Below are 23,163 nucleotides of genomic sequence, written 5' to 3' on the forward strand. Positions count from 1 at the left end.
TCAGGGCAATTCCTTGGGGCATCATCATTTTCCTATAGCGTAAGGTCGAATTCCTCGCTGCGTCGGGGCGGATAGGTTTCCCAACCGCCGCAGGCGGGGCAGCGCCAATAGAACTGGCGCGCCTTGAAGCCGCAGGAATTGCACTGGTAACGGGAGAGGCGCTTGGTGTAGCTCTGCACGATGGTCTTGGCCATTTCGAGATCGGCCCGGGTTTCCGGCGCCACCAGGGGCAGGCGGGCACTCATCAGCTTTTCCAGGCCCAGGAGGGTCGGGTTGCGCTGCAATTCGTCGCGCACGAGCCTATAGGCGGCCTCGGACCCACCGGATTCGAGGACCAGTTGATAGACGACGTCGAGCAGGTCGAGGGAAGGATAGCGCTCGAGGTAGCCCCGCAGCAGCGCGATCCCGGCGTCGCGTTGATCCAGGGCACGATAGGTTTCCAGCAGGCGCTGGGCCACCAGGGACAGGTAGGCGGGATCCTGCTGCTCGATGCGCTGCCAGGCCTCGATGGCGGCATCGGGGCGCCCCTTCCTGGAGGAGCAGATCGCCCTTGCAGAAGACTGGCGCGCACGCACTTGCGATTGTGCTGCACGGCGGTTTCCAGAAAGGCCCGCGCGCCATCCGCGCGGGAGCGCATGATCTCGCCTGACGCCAGCTCACAGTAATACTCGGCAATGTCCTTCTGGGAGGCGACGCCAGGCAGTTCCCGCGCGGTGTCGATGGCCTTCTGCCACTCTTTCTCGACCTGATAGATTTCCAGCAGATTGCGCTTGGCTTCCTCGTCCCGGGGAGTGCCCAGAAGGCGGTTGAAGATCTCCTCCGCCCGATCGAGCAGACCGGCCTTGAGGTAATCCTGCCCCAGTTCCAAGAGGGCCTGCAGGCGGAAGGCTTCGTCCAGGTCGGCCCGTTCGATGAGGTTCTCGTGCATGCGGATGGCCCGCTCGGTCTCGCCGCGACGCCGGAACAGATTGCCCAGGGCAAAGTGCAGTTCCACGGTCTGGGGATCGACCTTGGCCACTTCCAGGAAGGAATCGATGGCCTTGTCGGGCTGCTCGTTGAGCAGGAAGTTGAGGCCTTGGAAATAGGAGCGCGGCAATGCCCGGGATTCGTGCACCACCTGACGGATGTCGATGCGGGCGGCGGCCCAGCCCAGCCCAAAGAAGAGCGGGATGAGCAGAAGCTGCCAGTAATCGAAAAAATCGCTCATTGCGGGGCCGGATCCAGCGGGGTGGCTTTGGCCGTCGCGCCTTTCAGACGACGGATTTCCCGCCGCTGGCGGTAGAGAACCCCCACCAGGGACAAGGCCCCCAACAGCCCTCCGGCAGCGAAGAAACTGAGCAGGACGACGACCAGCGGGGCCTGCCATACCTGGCCGAGAACGAAATGCACCACCACCGGTTCCGTATTGGTGACGGCGAAGGCGAGAAGCAAAAGAAGGATGGCAGCCCGCAGGCCCCAGGCAAGCGCTTTCATGACGGCATAAAAAAGGCGGTGGCCTGAAAGCCACCGCCCCGAATCTACCACATTGCGCCAAGACGCGCTTCAGATGGCCTTGTCGACCCTTTTCGCGCAATTCCTTGCCGGCCTTGAAGTGGGGTACCCACTTGGCCGGGACGCTGACCTTGTCCCCCGATTTGGGATTGCGCCCGACGCGGGGGGGGCGGTAATTGAGCGCAAAGCTGCCGAATCCACGGATTTCGATGCGATCACCACGAACCAGGGCTTCGGACATCGCGTCGAGGATCATCTTCACCGCGAAATCGGCGTCCTTGGTCACCAACTGGGGAAATCTCTCCGCCAGCCGGGCGATGAGCTCGGATTTGGTCATGCCTTGCGCCTTCATCAGCCTTGTTGGTTCAGCTTGGCCTTGAGCAGGGCTCCCAGATTGGTCGTGCCGGATGCAGCGGAAGACGTCTCGGAAGCGAGCTTCTGCATGGCTTCATGCTGCTCGGCCTGATCCTTGGCCTTGATCGACAGATTGATACCGCGGGACTTGCGGTCGACGTTGATGATCATGGCTTCGACTTCGTCGCCCACCTTGAGGTGCTGGGACAGATCCTCGATACGCTCGCGGGAGAACTCGGAAGCGCGCAGGTAGCCTTCGGTGTCGCCGTCCAGGCCAACCACGGCACCCTTGGCGTCCACCGACTTGACGGCGCCGCGCACGATGCTGTTCTTCTCGTGGGTAGCGATGAAGTTGGTGTACGGGTCGCCCTCGAGTTGCTTGATCCCCAGGGAGATGCGCTCCTTCTCGACGTCGATGCCGAGAACGACGGCCTCGACTTCGTCACCCCTTCTTGAAGTTGCGGATGGCTTCCTCGCCCGTGGCGGACCAGGAGAGGTCGGACAGATGCACCAGACCGTCGATGGCGCCGGAGAGACCGATGAAGATGCCGAAGTCGGTGATGGACTTGATGGCGCCCTTCACCTTGTCGCCCTTCTTGTGGTTCTGGGCGAACTCTTCCCAGGGATTGGCCTTGCACTGCTTCATGCCCAGGGAGATGCGGCGGCGGTCTTCGTCGATTTCGAGGATCATGACTTCGACTTCGTCACCCAGTTGAACGACCTTGGACGGGTGGACGTTCTTGTTGGTCCAGTCCATTTCGAGAGACGTGCACCAGGCCTTCGATGCCCTGCTCGATTTCGACGAAGGAGCCGTAGTCGGTCAGGTTGGTGACCTTGCCGAAGAGGCGGGTACCGGCCGGGTAGCGGCGGGCGATGCCCACCCAGGGATCTTCGCCCAGTTGCTTGAGGCCCAGGGAAACGCGGTTCTTCTCGGCATCGAACTTGAGAATCTTGGCGGTGACTTCGTCGCCCACGGCGAGCACTTCGCTGGGGTGACGGACGCGGCGCCAGGCCAGGTCGGTAATGTGGAGCAGGCCGTCGATTCCGCCCAGATCCACGAAGGCGCCGTAGTCGGTGATGTTCTTGACGATGCCCTTGACGACGGTGCCTTCCTTCAGGTTTTCCATCAGCTTTTCGCGATCGGCGTCGGCGGTGGCTTCCAGCACGGCACGGCGGGACAACACGACGTTGTTGCGCTTGCGGTCGAGCTTGATGACCTTGAATTCGAGGGTCTTGCCTTCGTAGGGGGTGGTGTCCTTGACCGGACGCATATCCACCAGGGAGCCAGGCAGGAAGGCGCGCACACCGTTGGACATGACGGTGAGACCGCCCTTGACCTTGCCGGTGATGGTGCCGGAGACCAGCGAGCCTTCGTTGAGGGCCTGTTCCAGGAAGTTCCAGGCAGCGATGCGCTTGGCGCGATCGCGGGGAGAGGCGGGTCTCGCCATAGCCGTCTTCAAGCATCTCGATGGCGACCTGGACGAATTCGCCCGGTTGCACTTCGAGTTCGCCCTGGTCGTTGAGGAACTCCTCGACCGGGACGTAGGATTCTGATTTCAGGCCGGCGTTGACCACCACGAAATTCTGGTCGACGCGCACCACCTCGGCAGTGATGACTTCGCCTTGACGCATTTCCTGGCGAGCCAGGGATTCTTCAAAAGTTGAGCAAAGATTCCATTGAGGGAAAGACTCGGAGTTTGCCGCAAAGCGGCGGTTGGTTGATGAACATCGGCGGCCCACGGCCGCCGACACCCTGATCCACCGGGAGCGGTGGAAAGGGGCGGATGATAACCCGGAAAAGGTTTGCGATCAATCGTTTATTGAGCACTCGCCGAGGGGCGCTCACGGCTGCGCCGAGGCGAACCAGGACAATACTTGCTCCACCGCCTGATCGATGGTGAGGCCGTCGGTATCGAGGAGAAAGGCGCCTTCCGCCTGGCAAAGGGGCGCGACGCTGCGCTCGCTGTCCCGGGCATCGCGCGCTTTGAGATCGGCGACGATGCGCTGGGGATCAGCGGCCACCCCCGCCGCGGCCAGTTGCTTCACCCGCCGCTCGGCGCGGACTTCCGCACTGGCGGTGAGGAAGACCTGGAGCGCGGCCCGAGGGAAAACCACCGAGGCCATGTCCTTCCATCCGCGACCAAGCCGGGCGCCCCGGCGTAGGCCCGCTGGCGAAAGAGCAGGGCCTCGCGCACCGCCGGCCAGGCCGCCACCCGGGAGGCGCCGCCGGGAGATGTCTTCGCTGCGGATGGCAGCGCTGACTTCGTCGCCGGCGAGGAAGATTCCACCGTCGGCGAAGCGCGCGTCCAGGCCTGCCGCCAGCGCGGCGACCCCCGCTTCGTCGTCCCAGGACACCCCGCACCGCTTGGCGGCCAGGGCGGTCAGGCGATAGAGGGCGCCGGAATCGAGGTAGGCGAAACCCAGGGCAGCGGCCACCCGCCCGGCGACCGTGCCCTTACCCGAAGCCGAGGGGCCGTCGATGGCGATGACGGGTACCGCCCGCGTGACCGCCTCGAAGCGGGCGAAGTAGTCCGGAAAGGTCTTGGCCACACACTTGGGATCGTTGATGCGCAGCGGCGTCCCGAAAGCGGCCAGGGAGAAGCACATGGCGACACGATGGTCATCGTAGGTATCGATGGCCGCCGCGTGCAGGGGGGCCGGCGTGACGGCGATCCAGTCCTCGCCCTCCTCGACCGTGGCGCCCAGCTTGCGCAATTCCGTGGCCATGGCGACGATGCGGTCGGTTTCTTTCACCCGCCAGCTGGCAATGTTGCGCAGCGTGGTCTTGCCCCAGGCAAAGAGCGCCGTGGTGGCCAGAGTCATGGCAGCGTCAGGGATGTGATTGCAGTCGAGGTCGATGCCGACCAGGCCCGCGGCCGGCGCCCGCGACTCCATCCAGTTGGGCCCGGTTTCCCCCCGATGGCGCCCAGGGCCAGGAAATAGGAGGCTGAGGATGCATCGCCTTCGACATAGATCGTCCCCGGGGAAACGTAGCGGCTTCCGGCAGGTACCGTGAAGCGCTGCCAGCCCTGCCGCTGCACTTCCACGCCAAAACGGCGCATGGTGGCGAGGGTGATTTCGATGTAGGGGCTTGGAGATCAACTCCCCCACCACCTCGACCACGGTTTCCACACCGGTGAGCGGCAGGGCCATGAGCAGGCCGGTGAGAAACTGGCTGGAGACGTCACCGCGCACCCGGACCACACCGCCCGGGCGAATGCTGGCCGGAGCGAGCCGCAGGGGCGGGAATCCTTCGTTCTCGAGGTAGTCCACCTGGGCGCCCAATTGGCGCAGGCCATCGACCGAGGTCGCCGATGGGCCGCTCGTGCATGCGGGCGACGCCGCGCAGGGTATAGTCGCCGCCGGCAGGCAAGCGCCGCCGTCAAGGGCCGGAGGGCGGTGCCCGCGTTGCCCAGGAACAGATCGGCCTGCTTGACCGCGAAGCGCCCGCCGCAACCCGCCACCTGCCAGTGCCCCCCCTCCAGGGCCGTGACGCCCACACCCAAGGTGCGGAGGGCGTCGAGCATGCGTGCAGTGTCGTCGGACGCCAGGAGATCCCGCACCTCGGTTTCCCCTTCCGCCAGAGAGGCGAGGAGCAGAACCCGGTTGGAGATGCTCTTGGAGCCGGGGAGACGGACGGTGCCGGCAGCAGCCGTGCGGCAGGAAAGGTCGAGGTGTTCAGCAGTCACGGGCTACTCCGGAATTCAGGGGCGACCGCTCAGGCCGCGGCATATTCAGGGACAAAACGCTTGAGATCGCGGCGCACTTCCGCCGGAACACGAACCCCGGCCTGAAGCCAGGCGAGAATTTCGGCGTACTCGGCCTCTCCGAGAGCATCGGCAAGGCGGGCGATGCGCAGCTTGGGGTGAGGCGTGGCGAGCGTGGTCTCGTCGTTGGCCAGCAGTTCTTCGTAGAGTTTTTCGCCCGGACGCAGGCCGGTGAAGTGGATGGGAATGTCCTCTTCCGAAAAACCCGACAAGCGAATCATGTCCCGGGCCAGATCGACGATTCGCACAGGCTCGCCCATGTCCAGAACGAAGATTTCCCCCCTGCCCCATCAATCCCGCCTGCAGCACCAGTTGGGCAGCCTCGGGAATGGTCATGAAGTAGCGCACGATGTCCGGGTGAGTGACCGTCACCGGTCCGCCCCGGGCGATCTGGTCACGGAACTTGGGGATCACGCTGCCGTTGCTGCCAAGCACATTGCCAAAGCGGACGGTGACGAACTTCGTCCCGCCTTCGGCCTGGACGGCACGGCATAGACGTTCGGCCAGGCGCTTGCTGGCCCCCATGACGTTGGTCGGGTTGACCGCCTTGTCGGTGGAGATCAGCACAAACCTTCCCACACCCGCCTCTCGCGCGGCCCTGGCCATGGTCAAGGTGCCCAGGGCGTTGGTCCGCACGGCCTGCCAGGCGTTGTCCTGCTCCATGAGGGGCACGTGTTTGTAGGCGGCAGCGTGAAAGATGACGGCAGGCTGCTCCGCCGCAAGGATTTCCGCGACCCGTTCCGCATCCCGGACATCGGCCGCCCAGCAGCGCCGGTCCAGCCCGGGGAATGCGAGGCCCAGTTCCTCGTCGATGCTGTAGAGGGCAAACTCGGACGATTCCAGGAGAACGAGACAGCGAGGCGCAAAGCGGGCGATCTGGCGGCAAAGTTCCGACCCGATGGAGCCTCCCGCACCCGTCACCAGGACGACCTGCCCGCGCAAGAGGTCACTCAGGCCGGCATCATCGAGAGAGACCGCCTCCCGGCCCAGCAGATCTTCGAGTTCGACGCGGCGAATGCTGGAAACCGAGACTCGCCCGGCGAGGAGATCGTCGTAGGACGGCATGGTCATGACGGTCAGCCCGGCTGCAGCAGCGACCTCCGCGGCCTGACGCCGCTCCGCTGCCCGGGCACCGGGCATGGCCATGATGACGTGCTTGACGGAATAGCGCGCAGCAACCTCGGCCAGGGTCGCGAGGGGGGCGAAGACTGGCAGCCCGTGGAGGCGCCTTCCCTGATTTCCCGGCTTGGTACTCACCAGGGCAACGGCGTACCAGGTTCCGCTGCGATTCAATTCGCGCAGGAGCGAATCGGCCGCCTCTCCGGTCCCGAGCACGATGACCGGCTGCCCGCGCATGCGCGCCGGACCATAAAGCCGGTGTTCCTTCCAACTGCGATAGGCGAAGCGGCTGCCCCCATGAACATGATGAGAAGCACCGGGTACATCACCAGGACCGAACGCGGAATGACTCCAGGACGGAAGAACACCACGACCAGCACGACGAGGACAATTCCGGAGAGCACGGCACCCAGAATGTGGCGCATGTCGGACAGGCTCGCGAAGCGCCAGACGCCGCAGTAAAGCCCGAAAGCGTAGAACAACGCGGCGAACAGCGGGACGACCCAAAGCGAAGAGCGCTGGGCGGTCAGCACGAATTCCGGCGGAATCTCAAAATTGAAGCGCAACCAGAACGCCAGCATCCAGGCGACGGCGACGGCCACCAGGTCATGCAGAAAGCGGCTGGCGTTCTCGGATTGCTCATGCTCGTGACGCCGCTCGCTCTTTGGCCATTTGAAAGCCGGGCATTTTATCCCGGATCGGGGCGTCAGAGTTCCGGACACGATCACCGCCCCCACGGCCGGCGACCGTGAGGAAGAGGTACCGGAAATAATTTTTCAGACCGAGGTCGTCGAGCATCCTGCGGTCCGTCTCTGCGAGAAGCCTGGGCGTGGACATGTCGATTCCGCTGACTTGGGCAAGCCCGGTGATACCGGGCCGCGCCTCATAGACCCCGCGCTGGGCCCTCTCTTCGATCAGTTCCTGCTGGCTGAAGAGACAGGGGCGCGGCCCCACGAGGCTCATGTCGCCAGTGAGCACGTTCCACAACTGCGGCAATTCGTCGAGCTTGGTACGCCGCAGGAATCCCCCAAGCCTCGTGATGGCCGCTGCATCGGCAAGATGGGAGGCAACATGCGGCGCATCCGGCCGCATGGTGCGAAACTTGAGCAGCACGAAGGGGCGCTGGTGGCGTCCGACCCGTGTCTGGCGGAAGATCGGCAATCCGGTGTCCAGATACCCGAACGCAAGGATCGCGACCAGCAAAGGGAGCGACACCACGAGCCCGCAAACGGCGAGGATGAGATCAAGAATCCGCGTCACGACTCATCATTTTCTTCAACTGCTCGTCAAGGGTCGTCGGCGGACACCAGCCGAGGAGGCGTTCCGCTTTGGATCCATCGACGACGAGACTACCCAGGAGGCGATCCGCAACCGATGCTTTGCCCAAAACCCGTGCCCCCAGATTCAACCAGGTTTCCGGAATGGAAATCAGGCAAGCACGACCCCCGGCTGCCGCCGCGATCCTGCACAGCAATTCTGGCGTAGATACTGCGTGGCAGTCAGCAACGTGGAAGACTTGATTCGACGCCCCGGGTGAGCGATCTCTGTCGGCACAGAGCGCCACGAAATCGATCAGATTGTCGAGCGCAAGCAGGGAGCGCAGGTTGCGAACTCCGCCCAGGGGAAGCGGCACGCCACTCTGTGCCAGTTTCACCAAGGACGGAAAGTTTCCTCTGACCCCAGGTCCATACACGAGCGGAGGCCTGATCACCACGATCTCCATGCCCGTCTCGCGCCCAAGCGCCCACAGCGCCCCTTCCGCCTCGAATTTTGATAGCGCGTAGGAGTCTTGTGGGTGCGGCCGATCATCTGGCGCGAAGGCACATCCGGGGCGTGTCGTCTCACCACAAACCTTGATTGAACTGAGGAAAATAAACCGCTTCACCCCTGCCTCAGCCGCCTTCCGAGCCAGGCCGGTCGTTCCTTCGACATTGACCGAACGGAATTCCTGCAAGGGATCGCGTGCGCAATCGCGCATTTGATGGACCCGAGCGGCAAGATGAATCACCACGTCAGCGCCTCCAGCCAACGCCAGGGTCCAATCGGTGGTCGGGCCAATATCGCCCACGTCAAGATCTGAGGCCGGACCAACTCCGCGACCAGATCGGATCAGGCTGTGGCCGGATGCAATCAGATGTTTGCACAACGCCGCGCCGACAAACCCGGATGCGCCGGTGACGAGCATCCTCATGCGCGGACCCCGGTACTGGGCAAGCGCCCGAAGTGCTTGAAAAAGTAACGGGCCATGCTCGACAAATGCCAGACCATATAGCGAATTCGCTTCCGGCTGTCCCTGCGGGCTGAATGGATTACCGTCACCCCTGGATGGACAAGCACCCTGAGTCCCGCTTTCCACAAACGGACGCAAAGATCGACATCCTCGTAGTAGAGGAAATACCCTGCATCGAAACCGCCAAGGCGACGAAACGTTTCCGACCGGAACACCAGGAACATTCCTGCCGCCCAGTCGACCGCAATCGGAAGATCCCCTGCCGCAGCCACCAGGCTTTCATCATGCCCAAACGCCTTGCCGAGCAAACCGCTCAGGGTCGGAAACCGGCGCGTACTGTCTTCTCGCCCGCCATCTGGATTGACAACGGCGGGGACCGCCACACCTGTCCCCTGATCATCCAGGACACGAAGGAGAGTCGAAAATGGGTTCGCGAGCAGGCGAACATCCGGGTTAACAACTGCAAAGCAAGGCGTTCTACACAAGGCAAACGCCTGATTGTGATTTGCTCCAAAACCGAGGGGCGCTGAATTGCGGACGACTCGCATACGGGAACGCAGCGAATCCGGGCACGCAATGTCGGGCTCCGGAACGTTCAGCGTGACGATGACCTCCGCAACTTGCGCACATTCCGCGAGATCGGCAAGCAGGTTCGCCACGAGCGATCCCTGTCCGTGACTGACCACTGAGACTGTGACCTGCCGAGTCTCGCCCTCAGACACGCTCGAAGACCCCGTAGAGGCAATATTGGCGCATACGGCGGTCAAGCCAATCGGACCGCAAAGGGGTATAAAACAGCCGACACTTCCTGAAGCCAAGCGCCTCAATGGCGCTTTGCAGAGACTCGGCGGAGTACGCAAGCTTGTGATCCGGATCGCTGGCAAATCCTCGCTTGCCTGGGACCCCTATCAGGAAACGCCCGCCGGGTTGCAACACCCGACGTATATCCACTAGGAGCGCACGTGGGCTCTCCAGATGCTCCAGGACGTTATCGAGAACCACACCTCTAAAGGCCGCGTCAGCGAAGGGGAGTTCGTCCGGAATCATGATCCGGGCATCGAGCCCAAGCCCGCGGCACCACGCTACGGTCGCCGGATTGACGTCTACCCCCACAGTATCGGGACGAAAGCGAAGAAAATCGCCTATGCCACACCCGACATCGAGAACCCGACCGTCTAGATGCCGGCACAACAACGGATAGAGCCAGTAGCGCCGGTATAACCAGCCAATTCGGCTGCGGCCCTTGAGATACTCACAGTAGTCCACGGGCTCGGTCAAGGCGCTTTCTCCAGGATTTCGCGATAGTGCTGCGCTGCATGTTCCTGACGGAATGCAGGCGGGAGCAACGAACATGACGAATCCCGCTTCCTCGAGGCAATTGCCACTTGGGTCAGGGCGTGACCCAGATCGGCATCAGAACAAAACAGGGCACCCGCTTCCGGATTTGCGACCAATTCACCATTTCCGTCCACGTCGCGAAGAACGCATGGCACACCAAGATAAAGAGCCTCCAGGGCGGCCCTGGAAAGGCCCTCAGAGCGCGATGGAAGGACGAAGGCGTCCGCGCCCGCGACCAGTGGATAGGGATTGGCCACCTGCCCGTGAAGATGAACGTGCCTCTGCCAGCCCCGTTTCTCAACCAAGGAATGGACAGAAGCTCTCAACGGACCATCGCCGACCAAATCGAGGTGCCCCCCCGACTCAATCAGCCCCCCCAGAGCCTCAACAAGCAACTCGGGCTGCTTGCGCCGGGACAGAGACCCCACGAAAACCGCGCGGAGAGGCCCCTCGCGCGGGACTGAGCGCTGCCGAAAAGGGTCGAGTGAGGCTTCGTCGACAAAATTTCCAATGACGTCGGCCCGCACTCCGGCAACCCTACGAATTTGCCGAGCCATTGCACTGGTCATCGCAACAACATGATCGAACGAGCGCAGCAGCCAAAGATGGGTCGCGGCCAAGCCGAGTCCGGGCGCACCATAGTCGTGACGGTAATTCTGCGGCAAGTTTCCCCTGACACTTGCACAGATAACAGCGTCAGTCCGACAAAAGCGATTCAGGGTATCTGCCGAAAAACACATCGATATCGATGCGACCCGTGATCGCCCTCCTGCGGCTGCAAGCATCGCGCGATATGCCGCAAGCCGACCCCTCCAGCCGCCAGCCACCTCGGCAAGAGTTACGCGTTCAACCCGATCATCAAGCGCAGCATCAACCCCGGGTCCAGGCTTCAGAAAAACCAGTACGACTCGCCTTGATGGCGCGAGCGCATTCGCCAGAGCACAGGCGCCCTTCACGGGTCCCGTAGGGTGAGGCGAGGGAACGAGGATAAAGAAGCTTCGCATCAAAGACCCCGAGCTGCCTCGAGGATACGTTCGGCACGCCGAGTCCAGGTATGGTGTGCACGATATTGCGCATGGGCGCGTTCCCCGAGGGCGACCGAAAGCCCAGGGCTTCGGGCAACCCGATCCAGGGCGTCGAGCCACGATTGCGGGTCCGCGGGTGGCGCAAGGAGGCAATTGTCGCCGTCGACGAGAATCTCCCGCAGGACCGGAAGATCAGAAGAGAGAATTGGCACACCGGCCCCCAGATATTCGAACATCTTCATTGGCGACATCCAACGCGCCGTGTCGTGGCCCTTCACCCCGATAGAAACGCTTTCCTGATAGGGCATCAGAAGGACATCCATCTGCGCCATGAGCTCCCGCGCGCGGGGGTGCGGAACGTGACCCATAAAAATCAGGTTGCCCAGACGATTACCTAGTCTTCGTTCGTCCAGGTCACGCTCGGTGCCTCCATAGACCAGAAAGAGGCAGTCCGGACGGGCGCGGGAAAGTTGCTCGACAATCTCGATACCGCGGCCGGGATAGAGATGGCCAAAATACCCGCACACCATTCTCCAGGATCCCAACGCCTGGCGAACCTGCTCGCAGAGCGCCGCGCGGCGTTCCCGCGGCGAAATGGGGGTAATACCTTCGGGTGCCGCGTCATGTAGGACCAAGTGGCGACGAGGCTCTACGCCATGGTGGGCATGAAGGTATTCGACGAGGTGGTCCGAAATCGCAATGGTCGTCACCCAAGGACACCGCATCACGGCGCGCTGCATCCACTTGCGCACGCCGCTCTCAAGTTGGTGAGTTTCGAACAGCAGAGGAATGCGATCCAGCACGGCAAGCACAAATGCGGCGTAGAGGTTCCGCGACAGAATGCCCACCTCCCGCCCCTGCTGCCGAACTGCGGCAATCGCGTGGCGTGCGATTCGAAGATTGTCCCCTCGGGTCGAGGTGCTATAGACGGTGTCGAGCCGCAATGCTTTCTGCTCGACACCGTAGGACTCCTTCAGTCCGTCTGCGAGGGCAGCGGCATCCGGGATTGCCCGTTTGGCATAAAGCGAGACCTCGACTCCTGCCCGGCACAACCCGTCGCACTGCCACACCACATGTACAGAATTTGCCGCGCGGGAAGGAAGGATCGAAGGAGAAATATAATGAAAGCGCATCAAGGCAACCTACGTCGGAATCCGTTCCGCAAACCTGGGTGGTAACCGATTCCCGGATAATCGATAAATCCCCACTCATCGATGTGATCTGGATTCAGGGCGATATCGATGCGAGCCAAGGCAAGGATGCGAAACCAACTATCCCAGAGGTCTGACTCTCCCCAGCCTCGGGAATAGACGCTCCAGTGAGTGTGAATGGAATTGTGCTTGTTGCGCTGCAAGGTGATTCCATAACGGAGTCGCTCAGCCAGCAGGGGCATACATCGGCCTGCCGAGATGGCATGGGCGGCAAACCGGCACAAATTCCGGATACTCCGCGGGCGGACATAGACAGATTCGCAAAAACCACCGTCATCGCGCTGGTTGCTTGCGATGCTGGAGGCAGTTTTCACCAGGGTAGAGCGCGTGGCGATATCCTGTAATCTCCCCTCCGGAGTCAGCATGAACACCGCATCGTAGTCATAACACCCGCCGCCCCCGGGATACGGCGCGAAGTGGCCCTCGCGATCAGCCAGTCGCCTCACTGCGACCAAAGCTTCCTCCCGCCGTGGATTTTCCACTCCCAGGTATTCGAGCAGTTCATGTTGGTGGTAACCGTTCTGGAATTGGAGGTGGGTCATCGCCGTGGTTTCTCCCCAAAAGCCGAAACGGTTCATGTGGGCAAGGTGCAGCCTGACCCATTCCTCGATGGCCGCATGGGTATCGATCCCAAGATAATCCCGGGCATGAATCAGAAATATTCCGACAAACATTGCCTGGTTCCCCGATCCAGCGCGTCCTTCCAAACAACCATGGGACCCAAGTTCTAGGCCCACAGGACGCGCCAGTTGTTCCTTGACGAGGTCAGCGAGAGGATCCTGGCGCAGTTCGTCCAGGAGAGCCAGGGCACTCAGAGAGAAGGTCAGCAACTGGCGAAATGGCTTGTCGCCAGTCCTGTCGCCGCATCGTTGCCGTTCAGCCCGCACAGCAACCCGGATGGTCATCGCAAGTTCTTCGGAAGGCAGCGGAAACGGCAACTTCAGGGTATGGCAAAGAAAAACGTAGAAACAACGGGCGTAGGGACTTGGATCGGCGCGTGGGGTTAGACGGAAGTCCTGCGATCCGACTTCGGCACGCGAGAGGAAGCGAGACAGGTCGGACCGAATTTTCCCCAGACTGGCAAGCGCATTGGTGCCGCCTTGTCGTTGAGTTTCTGCTGTCAGAGGCGCTCGAGTATCCATGTGAGGAATGAATTTCGTTTATTGGCTCAGGCGAGCCGGTCTCAGGCCAGGCGGCCGATACCAGCCATGCAACGTCGTGCCGTGGATCACCCTGACCTACACACGTTCTCGCTTGCTAGGCAACGGACCAAGACAGGCCGGGCCGTCTACGCCGTCCGTGCCATCCTCGGATCCTGGACGCATGCGCGACTTGAGCCAATCGTGGCGACGCCGTTCCAGCGGCGCTTCAACGAGCCATGCTGTCAGCCCTGACACCGCGAGTGCGAGAATGCTCACGCACACGAAAGCCGCCAGATTATAGGAGTAGCGGCCCGCGCCCGGGGAGGCCCAGTGCAAAGAATCCGGAACGATCAGCACAAAGAGGTACGCACACAGCCAGTGTAGCAAATAGAGCGGGTATGACATGTGCCCAGCAAACTCGTCCAAAGAACGCAATCCGCCCCCTGCCCGTACATGCATCAGCGTACCCAATATAAGCATCAGACAGGGCAAGGACATGAGGTACGCAAGAGTCACACTCTTGGGATGAACTAGGAAAGCGCAAACAACAATGCCCAGTACACCTGCGACAATTAACGAGTGTCGTCCCCGAAAAACAGCTTCATAGCGCTGCCGCCAGAACCACATCAAGCTTCCAATCGCATAAGGCAAAAGCGCTGCGGGCAGAAAGCTGTAAAGCACCTGGCCCGCCAACGCAACCTCCCCTGCCTTCACGAGACCTCGGGCGTGCCACCAGAGCAGGGGGAACAATCCCCCAAGAAGAACCAACGTAGCCAAGGCAATACGACGGCTGCGTGCGAGGAAGAGGCAGGAGCAGAAGTACATGAGGATTTCGACATCCACCGCCCAGGACGAGGGGCTGAGCGAGACTTGAGTACGTCCAAGCCCGAACGTGGTCTGACCAACGATGAAAATATTGGCGATCCACTCGCCCAGCGCACTCGGATAGCCGAGGGCCGAATTCACCAGGCGAGCCCGGTCGAAATCCTGCGCGGCCCACAACACCAAACAGGTCAAGAACAGGCAGAACCAGTAGGTCGGATAAAGGCGGCGGGCACGACTGAGCAAGAAGCAGGCAAGTCCCCGAACATCCAGTCCATAACGTGTATTGAGGGCAGCGGTCATGAGTAGACCGCTAAGCATGAAGAAACCCCAAACCGCCGCCCCGGCAAAGAATTCGACTCCACCAATGTGCGTGACAACGACAAGCAGCGCAGCAGTCAGGCGAAAAATTCCAAACACGACGTTTTCTCCGATAATCGTACCCAACCCAACATGATCATGAGCAACAGGGCTGCTCGACCGGCCCGATCCGAAACTGCGCAAGGGCCGTGGTTCTGCCATAGGGTGACCCGAGCGCAATTGCGGCGCGCTCCGCAACGTAACGCGGACAACTCCGGAGAAGGCGAAGACCCGAGCAGGGCCGAAGACCGGCTCTGTCTATCAGCGCAAGCAAGGACGAGCGCTGAAACCCGTGCAAATGCTCGAACGGAGAAAGCATGTGCATGGCTTTCCCGTCAAACGGATATCCCCGCCACAGAGCTGTGCCAAGGCGTGCAACATCCGGTACAGAAATACGCAGTACCGTCTGGTCATGACAATACTCCCGCAGGCCACGCAAGCTGCTGACAGGATCGGGAAGATGCTCAAGAACCTGCTCCAGGTTGATGACGTCGAATGTCCGTCCAGCAAGGATACCCAGGCTACCGATAACTTCGACTCCCCCGGCGTCGCGTTGTCTTCCAGCAGACGGCTCGTACGCGGTTACCCGGAAGCCCGCACGCCGCGCTGCCACCGACCAGCGCCCAGCACCGCTGCCATAATCCAGAAGCGTCGGTTGCGGCGCTCCAGTCCTTCCAAGGCGCAACAGCCCTGTCATGGTGGCGAGCATTCTGGAAGTTGGCTGGGTCGATGGCTCCCCCCCCTTAAGACGCCGCCCCTGCGCGTACATCTGGAACAATGCGTCTTGATCTGGCTGCATGTGATGCCAGATGTGGCCACAGCGCCCGCAACGCGCCATATCGAGGGACAAGTCCTGCTCCCAACCGTCCATACAGCCCCCGTATTTTTCACGGCTCAGACGCAGGAAGGACTCGACGAGTAGTTGGTTCCGACGCTGTGGCCATTCTAGTTTCCGAGCGGCGCAGCAAGGGCAGGAGTCCACCGTCACCACACGGATCACGATTGACCGCCCTTAGCGAAGCACCCCTTGAGAATGCCTCTTAACCGCGCGCGATGTGCCGGCGATACCACAAAGCTGAAGGCGAGAATTGCAGCGAGCACTAGCGCGGGCAAGGCGATAGTCACCGTGCCCACCAGCCCCGGCGAGAGGATGGAGAACAATGGAAGCGCCCCCAAGAGAGGCAGAGAGCACAACAAGGGTCGAAGCCAGATCTCACCGTGAAGCGCGAACAGCGAAACGCCGAAATAACTCGCCAATTCCCTTGTCAAGAGCCCGCAGGCTCTGAACAGGTAGGAAATCGCCACGCCACAGGCCATGCCAACTGGTCCAAGCGCATCAATTCCCATCAATACACATCCTATGCTCAAGCCAAGTAGCGCTCCCATCAGTTCCCCTCGTGCAGCAACCCTATGCCGGCCTACGGAAACCAGAATCGTACGTGCCAGAAAGGCAGGAATCGCAGCGCAGTACCCCGCGTAGATCAAAAGGAGGGCAATGTACATCGCCCTGCCACGATCCGGCGAAAGCGCCTCAGCACCGAGCCAAGCGGGCAATGCCACGGGTGCCAGCACGAAGACCGCCACGAAGAGAAACAAGCCCGCCATCAGGGTATACCGGGCAGCGTTGACGTAGATGCTGTGGAGTACCGCTACCTGGTTACTTGCATCCAGCTGGCTCGCCACTGGAGCCATGATCTGATTGGCAATCCCCAGAAACGGGCCGAGGCTGACCACCAGCATCACGGGAAGAGCGACGAGCGCCACAGCATCTGCGCCGACAAAAAACCCCACGAGCATCGCCGACCCCTGGCGCAACAATACGGCGGAAAGTGTGACGATCATGGCGGCCAGACTGATATCAAGCAGAGCACGCATCGCTGCGCGGCGAATCAGTCCGCTCTGAAACAGCGTATATGGAGAGGACCGACCGGCGCAGAGAAACAGAGCCAGCCCCGCCAGAAATGCAGGACCGAATACCGCCAGGGAAAGCGCGATCAAGGCATGGTCCTCGACCATGGTGCAGGCGGCAATGACCAAGGTTACCCGGAGCAGGAGTGCGATTCCATCAACGCCTGCCTGAAGAGCAAATTGATGCTGACTAGCCAGCACACCTATCGCGCTCCTTAAAGGCAGGGTCATCCCGGTCAGCACAAGTGCAATCGTGAGCATCCATGCGCCCTCGGAAGCGGAATCCGGGGGCAATGAAAAAATCTGGGGGAACACCTGTCCGATTGGATAGGCCAAGAGCACGAGCACGAGCCCCATGCCCAGCAGGAGCACGATAGCCGAAGTGGAATGCTCGGAATAGGCTGCTCCATTCCTTTGCGCATGATCGCGAGAAAGAAAGCGCCCGAGGCTGGAGGCGAGCCCGAGCTCAAGCAATTGAAAATGGCTGGCCAGTTGCTGGACAAGCAACCACACGCCCAAGCCTTCGAGACCGAATCTTCGGGTCACGAGGGGAACGCTGACAAGGGCGAAAAGAAGGGTTCCGGCCTGAAGAAGCCAAGTGGCCCCGACATTGATCGCTGAACGCCGCAACCCGGGGAGCTTAGGTCCCATTTCTCTCCGCACGGGCGAGTTCGTCACGGATCCGGCTGCAGCAATACTCGGCGAGCGCCGAATAATCCTGTGCGCGGCGCTCCTCACTGGACAGACCTTCGCGACCCTCGTTGTGGCGCCCAGTCTTGGCAAGCAGGACGCTGTAGAGGTCTACCGGCACGGCACCCAAGACGTTGGCCGCAAAAAAACGTTCCAGAGCATCTTCTTCGAGGCGATAACTTGCAAGGAGGTCCCGTATTTCAGAGGCCGTGGCATGAAGCGAAACAACCTGTCGCACCATCGAGGAAGGCAGATTCCCGTAAGTGGGTATTCCAAAGGTCACCACCGGCTTGCCGAGAACGGCAGCTTCCAGGCCCGTGCTCCCGGAGATGACGGCGACGAGGGCGGCTTGGCCGATCACCGCGTGGGTGGACATCAGCGGGTCAACCATGAGGACATTGGGAATCTCGAGCAGCTTGCGGTAGTAACCGGAGGGGCGAAATCCCAGGGCCCGTGGATGCTCCTTGACGACAAGTTGCATACCAGCCGGCAAACTGAGCGCCAAATGCCGGATGAGCTCGATCTGGTTCTGAAACGGGCGTCCGAACACCTGGAGCGAAACCTCGGGTTCGAAATGCAACGGAAAGAACGTATAGGGGCGAAGCTGAACGAGATCCCGCGCGCCGAGCAGTTTCCCCCGCAGGTGCAATTGAACCCCCATCCAGCGTATCGGTTGAAGGATATGGCCATAGAGGGCGTTAAACATGGCACTCTCGACGTGGTTATCTTGCCCCACGACGGGGTGAAGGCGATTTTTCAGATCCCGTGCCAGGCCCCTGATTCCACCAAAGATACCCCTGAGCGGCCGCAGGCGCGTGGTGGACTTGAGTGCCCCCTCGTAGCGCACCCCGCGTTCCCTGATCCTGACTAGATGGCGTCTGGCAATATCCACCGCCGCCTCGGGCATCCCTTCTGGATCATCAATCCGCCGTGCAATGTGATGTGAAAGATGAATGGCATCATCGTTCAGTGCAACGTAGTTGCCGATCTTGGTGGCTTTGAGCTGCAAATAGGCAATACCCTGGGCCTTGGCAAAGCGATACAGCAGGTAGTCGCCGAAAGTTGACGTTCCAAAGCCAAGGATGAGATCGGGTCTATGGGTATCCAGGAATCCTGCGATGCGCTCAATGGCTTCCTGGATGATTCCGTACATCTGGATGTACGAGAAGCGCGGCCCGTAATCCTGACGCAACTTGCAACGCTTCCCGAAGAAAATGCGGCGATCGGCAAGCAACGCGTTCCACAGTACCGGGTCACCCAGAACGGCCTCCCATCGGCCCAGGGCAGCCCAGTCAGGCTGCCGCCGCAGTCCGTTGCCGGTGATTTCCCATTCCTTGAGCAGTGGGAACGTTCCATCGGCAAGCGCGGCCTCCTGAGATGCCAGGGCATAAAATTCCTGAGAATCTGCGACGTACGCGGAGACTTCGCTCAGGGACAAAGGCGCCTTCAGCATCTCGGAGAGACGCAGGAAGACCCTGAGGTTGCTGCCTTGGGTAACGCCAAGAATCCTCACGACCGCTCCGCGTCCAGCAACCCGTAAGCCCTCAGATCGTCCCGAAAGAACTCGGCGAGGGCCCGGGCCATGGCGAGTTGCTCCGGGCGATCAATGTCGATTTCCATTTCCGGGCGACTGAGGACAAAGCCGCGAATCCTGTGGCCAAAAAAACTGCCCTTGGCGATGGTGCGAGAGACACGAAGGATATAGAAGGAACCGGTATTCGCGTAGCGCGGGACTTCGCTCCTCCGCCTCCGGGGCAGCGGCACCTCGGGTACAAATTGGCCGCCATCCAGACGTCCGCCGAGTTCGTCGTCGAGCCTCAAGGCAAACACGCTATCTGCATCCGGATCACCGGCCATGAGCCCCATCGCTCCCGCAATATCTCCTGGGCAACGGAAGGGGTGGGTAGGCTGGAGCAGCACCAGAAGATCCGGTCTCCGCCCCCGAGCAGCCTCGATATATTCCAGGGCGTGCGCAATAACCATCTGGTTGCTCACCAGAGGATCGCAAAGACTTGCCGGTCTCAGAATTGGATGAGCGCCCCAACTCGCTCCGGAATCAAGCAATTCCTGCGATTCACTACTGACAAAGGTCTCCGCAATTCCGGGAGTATGGAGTCCAGCACGCACCGAATAAACGTACAGCGCCTGACCCCCGACCTCCTGAAGATTCTTGTTCGGAACCCTCTGGGATGTGAGCTTTGCGGGAACCAGGGCAACCGTATAGGGTGCCGACTCGGCAATCATCTACGCGCCCAGTCGAACCCAGACTCGACCAGGATTTCGCGCAAGCGCGTCTTTTCCGTATCGTTGAGTGTCCGGTAAAGCGGATTCACGGCATCGCCGCAAATTCCGCGCAATGAAAGCATGTACTTTTCTTCCGCACAATATTCGCCGTTTTCGGTTCGCGGAAACGAACGGGAAAGTCGGATCATGTCGAACTGCCTCGTCCGAGCCTCATCGAGACGCCCTGCCTTGAAGGCGTCATAGAGCTCGACGAAGCGCTCGGGATAGACCGACGCCTCGCTAGTGGTATGGGCTTCCGCACCCAAGGCAAGCATTTGAAAGAACTGCCCGCCCCCTGCCCCGATGACATCAAAGTCGTCCGAACGGTGCATCAGGGTCAGCGTCAACTCCGAAAGGTTGTAACCGCCTATCTTGATGCCTCCCACGTTGGGATGGCCTTTCACTGCGCGAATGACATTGTCGGGAATCGGCCGCCCACGTTTCGGGTTGTGATACATCCACAACGGAACAGGGAAGCGATCCGCCAAGGTCTCGACGAGGTGAATGAGGCGCGCATCGCCCATCTTCAGGTCGTAGGGGAGAACGTGCAGGCCATGGAGATCGAGGTCGGCGAGTTTGTCCGCATAGTCGAGGATGTCGCCGATGGCCGTCAAACCTGTGCCCACGACCAGGGGAATACGCCCTCGGGCTGCCGCAGCCGTTTCGCGGGCCACCACCAGCCGTTCCTTGACCGACATATTGATGTCTTCGCTCGCCGATCCCAGAACCCACAGGCCCCCAACCCCGGCCTGCACCAGAAAGTCGACAAGCCGGTGAATCCCTTCGACATCCGGACTTCCGCCCGGATGCATGGGAACGACCATCACCGGAACCACACCTTTAAGAAATTGCCTAGTTGCCATCGTGGAAGCCTCGTCAGGGTGAAGGCAAATCGTGACCAGCAGGGTCGCCGATTCGCGTAAAGATGGAGAAATACTCGTAGTCGTCTGCTAGCCTCTCGCCCATAAGCGCCGTCTCCGTGCAGTCGTAACGACCACGCAGGGCCTGCTCAAGGGCTCGCACCGTCGCATGCCGACCGTCGACGACGATGACACGTGGGGGAAAGACCCTCAGTTGTCGAAATACGTCGTCGTTGACCGCATCCTTGCGCTTTACGCCCTCAATTCGAAGTGAGGGGCCGTCGACAAAAATCAAATCGAAGTAGCGATCAGGGACGAGGCCATAGCCAACGGCAGGAACCCCATCCAGCGTTCCGACGACCGGGTCGGCATTGCGCAATTCGAAGTGACTATCGCCCACTTCAATCCCCGCCAGACGCCGCGCGTTGTCTAGCCAGGCTGCACTTTCGTCAATCGACCGCAATTGCCCGCCGTGAGTGCGTACATGGGCGGCAAAGACTGAAGTACTTGAACCCGATCCATATTCCAGAATCGATGTCGGTCTGAAACGCACAAGAATCTGTTGCAGCTGGAAAAGCTTGTAGGGCTGAAAATCATGTCTCAACCCCCCGGCATCGCGGAACTTCCTCAGTACCTCATCGATTCCGGCATAGGCAGGCGTATTTAGCCGTCGGTGGCGCTGATGAATCGCGGCAATGTTCCTGCGGCGCAACCACAGCCCAATGCGTGAAAACGGCCACATCAACGGCCCCTCCCTAGAAACTCCGAGAGTTTCCTAGCCATGAAATCCTCCGCGAGACGCATGGAATCGCCCGTTGCTCCGCCGATGTGTGGCGTTATCAATAGACGGTCTGATGTTCGTGCGAACTCTATCAACGGGTGCCCTCGCAACCAGTCCTCTCCACGCACGGCTTCGCCGGCAAGGACATCAAGAGCCGCCCCAGACAAGCGCCCACTGCGAAGGGCGTCCAAGAGCTCAAATTCATCGATCACTTCACCGCGAGAGGCGTTCACGAGGACCGCGCCTGGCTTCATCATCGAGAACTCGTGTTTCCCGATCAAGCGGTGGCTGGAATCCTGATAGCTTGGCAGCAGACAAACCACGTCCGCGGCTGTGAGGAGGTCGTCCAAGGTCGCCAATACCACATGCGGCGCGTGGGAGACGGGAACGATGTCGCTCGCTATTACCCTCATGCGAAAAGCACGGCCATACTCCGCAACCATACTTCCCAACCGGCCAAGACCCACGACACCGAGTGTCATCCCGGAGATCTGTCGCCCCTTGAATAGATCCCGATCCCAACCGGAGGCCGCAACGTGAGTGGTTGCGGCAGGAATGCGGCGAACCAGTGCCAACAGCAGGCCCCAAACATGCTCCGCCGTGGCTGTTAGACCATCCAGGAAAGTGCGCTCGCCGCGAAGACTGAGCACGGCAATTCCGCGCGCCTTGGCAGCTTCCTGGTCAATATGATTCAACCCGGTCGTCGCGGTAACGATGGCGCGAAGTTTTTTTGCCCGCCCGATGAGCTCTGCGTCAATCATGTGGCCCAGACGCACGATCAAGACATCCGCATCGGTGACACACTGCAATAGTTCGTCCCTGGTGCACTCGATTTCGACAATAGCACCCAAGCTGGCCAGAATTTGTCGCGCCTGCTCCGAATATCCGGCAGGTTCCGCGTTCAATATCTTCATTGGGAATCGAGGGGCTTGCGGAACGCAACCAGAAACGCCTGCCCCATCCGTTCAGAACAGATCCAGCCATGGCGACCGGTGAAAATGCGCCGCAGCGCGAGGACGCCTTCAAAAATCCGCGTCAGCCCCCACTCCAGCGGCGCGGGCAGCAATGAGAAAGGAAACTCCGGGCTATGGCTGACCATGGGCATCGGATACATGCCAAAAATGGTCAGGTCTCCGTAATTCAAGCCCTCCATGGCTTGAACATAGTGTTCCGACCCAAAATCGCTGCGATAGATGGGGGGTTTGGCTCCTTTGGTTTCCCGCCCCCCAAAGGATGCGAAGATTCTGAGAATGCGGTTGATCCAGTTGAAATATCGCTGCACGTTGTCCGGGCGCTCGGGCACCACGTACCCGAGAAACCATCCTCCTGGACGCAATACCCGCAACTGCTCCGACATGACCGGTCGCACATTCTCGAAATGCTCGAGCAGACCGATGCTGAAAGTCACGTCAAAACTATTTTCGGGAAAGGGAAGCTGATTGGCATCACCTGGAACGAAAGTGGCCTTGAGCCCGTGTTGTTCGAAGATACTCCGAGCCGTTTCCAGAACTGCGGGACTGTAGTCAAGAAGCGTCGAGTTCCAGCCCGCATCTGCAAAGTAACTTGAGAGGCTGCCGCGACCACAACCGACCTCAAGGACGTCGCCCCTCCGAAGAGCCAATTCGCCAATAAGCTCCTGGAAAACCTGCCAATGGGAGCGGAAGGCAAGCTGAATCTGGTTCCTGGGACGCTCCCGCGTCCAGTGCGTATAGAGCGCTTCCTTGCGGGTCCGCCAGCTCAGATCGAAGTTACCGGAGTCCCCGGTTGTACGTTGCGACATGG

At 60.8% G+C, this 23,163-nt stretch carries 17 protein-coding genes and 5 pseudogenes; all 22 read right to left on the reverse strand.

Features of this window, described 5'->3' with window-relative positions:
- Positions 1-32: 32 nt before the first annotated feature.
- Positions 33-1,207, reverse strand: a pseudogene (lapB, locus tag IPM73_10575) (lipopolysaccharide assembly protein LapB).
- Positions 1,204-1,473 carry a LapA family protein gene (locus tag IPM73_10580; protein ID MBK8918466.1) on the reverse strand — a complete coding sequence of 90 codons (270 nt, stop codon included), beginning with the start codon at positions 1,471-1,473 and terminating at the stop codon, positions 1,204-1,206. Before IPM73_10580 ends, lapB begins: the two are co-directional and overlap by 4 nt.
- Positions 1,474-1,561: 88 nt before the next feature.
- A pseudogene (locus tag IPM73_10585) lies at positions 1,562-1,843 on the reverse strand (integration host factor subunit beta).
- A pseudogene (gene rpsA, locus IPM73_10590) lies at positions 1,843-3,477 on the reverse strand (30S ribosomal protein S1). Before rpsA ends, IPM73_10585 begins: the two co-directional pseudogenes overlap by 1 nt.
- 210 nt (positions 3,478-3,687) lie before the next feature.
- A pseudogene (locus tag IPM73_10595) lies at positions 3,688-5,534 on the reverse strand ((d)CMP kinase).
- Positions 5,535-5,563: 29 nt separating this feature from the next.
- Positions 5,564-7,312 (reverse strand): annotated as a pseudogene (locus IPM73_10600) (polysaccharide biosynthesis protein).
- Positions 7,313-7,370: 58 nt separating this feature from the next.
- Complete coding sequence (locus IPM73_10605) at positions 7,371-7,991, reverse strand: sugar transferase (protein ID MBK8918467.1); 621 nt, start codon at positions 7,989-7,991, stop codon at positions 7,371-7,373.
- Positions 7,975-8,922: an SDR family oxidoreductase gene (locus tag IPM73_10610; GenBank protein ID MBK8918468.1), complete on the reverse strand. Its 948-nt coding sequence runs from the start codon at positions 8,920-8,922 to the stop codon at positions 7,975-7,977. Before IPM73_10610 ends, IPM73_10605 begins: the two co-directional genes overlap by 17 nt.
- Complete coding sequence (locus IPM73_10615) at positions 8,919-9,683, reverse strand: glycosyltransferase family 2 protein (protein ID MBK8918469.1); 765 nt, start codon at positions 9,681-9,683, stop codon at positions 8,919-8,921. The genes IPM73_10610 and IPM73_10615 overlap by 4 nt, the downstream gene beginning before the upstream one ends.
- On the reverse strand, positions 9,676-10,239 hold the full coding sequence (locus IPM73_10620; protein ID MBK8918470.1) for a class I SAM-dependent methyltransferase: 564 nt from the start codon (positions 10,237-10,239) through the stop codon (positions 9,676-9,678). The genes IPM73_10615 and IPM73_10620 overlap by 8 nt, the downstream gene beginning before the upstream one ends.
- Positions 10,236-10,964: a glycosyltransferase gene (locus IPM73_10625; protein MBK8918471.1), complete on the reverse strand. Its 729-nt coding sequence runs from the start codon at positions 10,962-10,964 to the stop codon at positions 10,236-10,238. Before IPM73_10625 ends, IPM73_10620 begins: the two co-directional genes overlap by 4 nt.
- Before the next feature lie 338 nt (positions 10,965-11,302).
- On the reverse strand, positions 11,303-12,457 hold the full coding sequence (locus IPM73_10630) for a glycosyltransferase family 4 protein (GenBank protein MBK8918472.1): 1,155 nt from the start codon (positions 12,455-12,457) through the stop codon (positions 11,303-11,305).
- Complete coding sequence (locus IPM73_10635; protein ID MBK8918473.1) at positions 12,457-13,677, reverse strand: hypothetical protein; 1,221 nt, start codon at positions 13,675-13,677, stop codon at positions 12,457-12,459. Before IPM73_10635 ends, IPM73_10630 begins: the two co-directional genes overlap by 1 nt.
- Positions 13,678-13,773: 96 nt before the next feature.
- Positions 13,774-14,946 carry an acyltransferase gene (locus tag IPM73_10640; GenBank protein MBK8918474.1) on the reverse strand — a complete coding sequence of 391 codons (1,173 nt, stop codon included), beginning with the start codon at positions 14,944-14,946 and terminating at the stop codon, positions 13,774-13,776.
- Positions 14,947-14,956: 10 nt separating this feature from the next.
- Positions 14,957-15,709: a class I SAM-dependent methyltransferase gene (locus IPM73_10645; protein MBK8918475.1), complete on the reverse strand. Its 753-nt coding sequence runs from the start codon at positions 15,707-15,709 to the stop codon at positions 14,957-14,959.
- A gap of 146 nt (positions 15,710-15,855) precedes the next feature.
- Positions 15,856-17,418: a hypothetical protein gene (locus tag IPM73_10650; GenBank protein ID MBK8918476.1), complete on the reverse strand. Its 1,563-nt coding sequence runs from the start codon at positions 17,416-17,418 to the stop codon at positions 15,856-15,858.
- Positions 17,408-18,970 carry a hypothetical protein gene (locus IPM73_10655; GenBank protein MBK8918477.1) on the reverse strand — a complete coding sequence of 521 codons (1,563 nt, stop codon included), beginning with the start codon at positions 18,968-18,970 and terminating at the stop codon, positions 17,408-17,410. Before IPM73_10655 ends, IPM73_10650 begins: the two co-directional genes overlap by 11 nt.
- On the reverse strand, positions 18,967-19,701 hold the full coding sequence (locus IPM73_10660; GenBank protein MBK8918478.1) for a hypothetical protein: 735 nt from the start codon (positions 19,699-19,701) through the stop codon (positions 18,967-18,969). Before IPM73_10660 ends, IPM73_10655 begins: the two co-directional genes overlap by 4 nt.
- Entirely contained in the window at positions 19,698-20,603 is a 906-nt protein-coding gene (locus IPM73_10665) for a dihydrodipicolinate synthase family protein (protein ID MBK8918479.1), read from the reverse strand. The genes IPM73_10660 and IPM73_10665 overlap by 4 nt, the downstream gene beginning before the upstream one ends.
- 13 nt (positions 20,604-20,616) lie before the next feature.
- The gene (locus IPM73_10670; GenBank protein ID MBK8918480.1) at positions 20,617-21,345 is read right to left on the reverse strand and encodes a hypothetical protein; all 729 of its coding nucleotides are present in this window, start codon (positions 21,343-21,345) and stop codon (positions 20,617-20,619) included.
- Complete coding sequence (locus tag IPM73_10675) at positions 21,342-22,295, reverse strand: hydroxyacid dehydrogenase (GenBank protein MBK8918481.1); 954 nt, start codon at positions 22,293-22,295, stop codon at positions 21,342-21,344. Before IPM73_10675 ends, IPM73_10670 begins: the two co-directional genes overlap by 4 nt.
- On the reverse strand, positions 22,292-23,161 hold the full coding sequence (locus tag IPM73_10680; GenBank protein ID MBK8918482.1) for a methyltransferase domain-containing protein: 870 nt from the start codon (positions 23,159-23,161) through the stop codon (positions 22,292-22,294). The genes IPM73_10675 and IPM73_10680 overlap by 4 nt, the downstream gene beginning before the upstream one ends.
- Positions 23,162-23,163: the final 2 nt, after the last annotated feature.

This window comes from Betaproteobacteria bacterium (assembly GCA_016720065.1).
In the GTDB taxonomy this organism is placed as follows: Bacteria; Pseudomonadota; Gammaproteobacteria; order Burkholderiales; family Rhodocyclaceae; genus SSSZ01.

Bases quoted from the DNA above. Each gene is read 5' to 3' on its own strand.
- IPM73_10635 (MBK8918473.1), bottom strand. From the start codon at position 13,677: ATGGATACTCGAGCGCCTCTGACAGCAGAAACTCAACGACAAGGCGGC.
- IPM73_10610 (MBK8918468.1), bottom strand. From the start codon at position 8,922: ATGAGGATGCTCGTCACCGGCGCATCCGGGTTTGTCGGCGCGGCGTTG.
- IPM73_10660 (MBK8918478.1), bottom strand. From the start codon at position 19,701: ATGATTGCCGAGTCGGCACCCTATACGGTTGCCCTGGTTCCCGCAAAG.
- IPM73_10675 (MBK8918481.1), bottom strand. From the start codon at position 22,295: ATGAAGATATTGAACGCGGAACCTGCCGGATATTCGGAGCAGGCGCGA.
- IPM73_10580 (MBK8918466.1), bottom strand. From the start codon at position 1,473: ATGAAAGCGCTTGCCTGGGGCCTGCGGGCTGCCATCCTTCTTTTGCTT.
- IPM73_10680 (MBK8918482.1), bottom strand. From the start codon at position 23,161: ATGTCGCAACGTACAACCGGGGACTCCGGTAACTTCGATCTGAGCTGG.
- IPM73_10630 (MBK8918472.1), bottom strand. From the start codon at position 12,457: ATGCGCTTTCATTATATTTCTCCTTCGATCCTTCCTTCCCGCGCGGCA.
- IPM73_10665 (MBK8918479.1), bottom strand. From the start codon at position 20,603: ATGGCAACTAGGCAATTTCTTAAAGGTGTGGTTCCGGTGATGGTCGTT.
- IPM73_10650 (MBK8918476.1), bottom strand. From the start codon at position 17,418: ATGGGACCTAAGCTCCCCGGGTTGCGGCGTTCAGCGATCAATGTCGGG.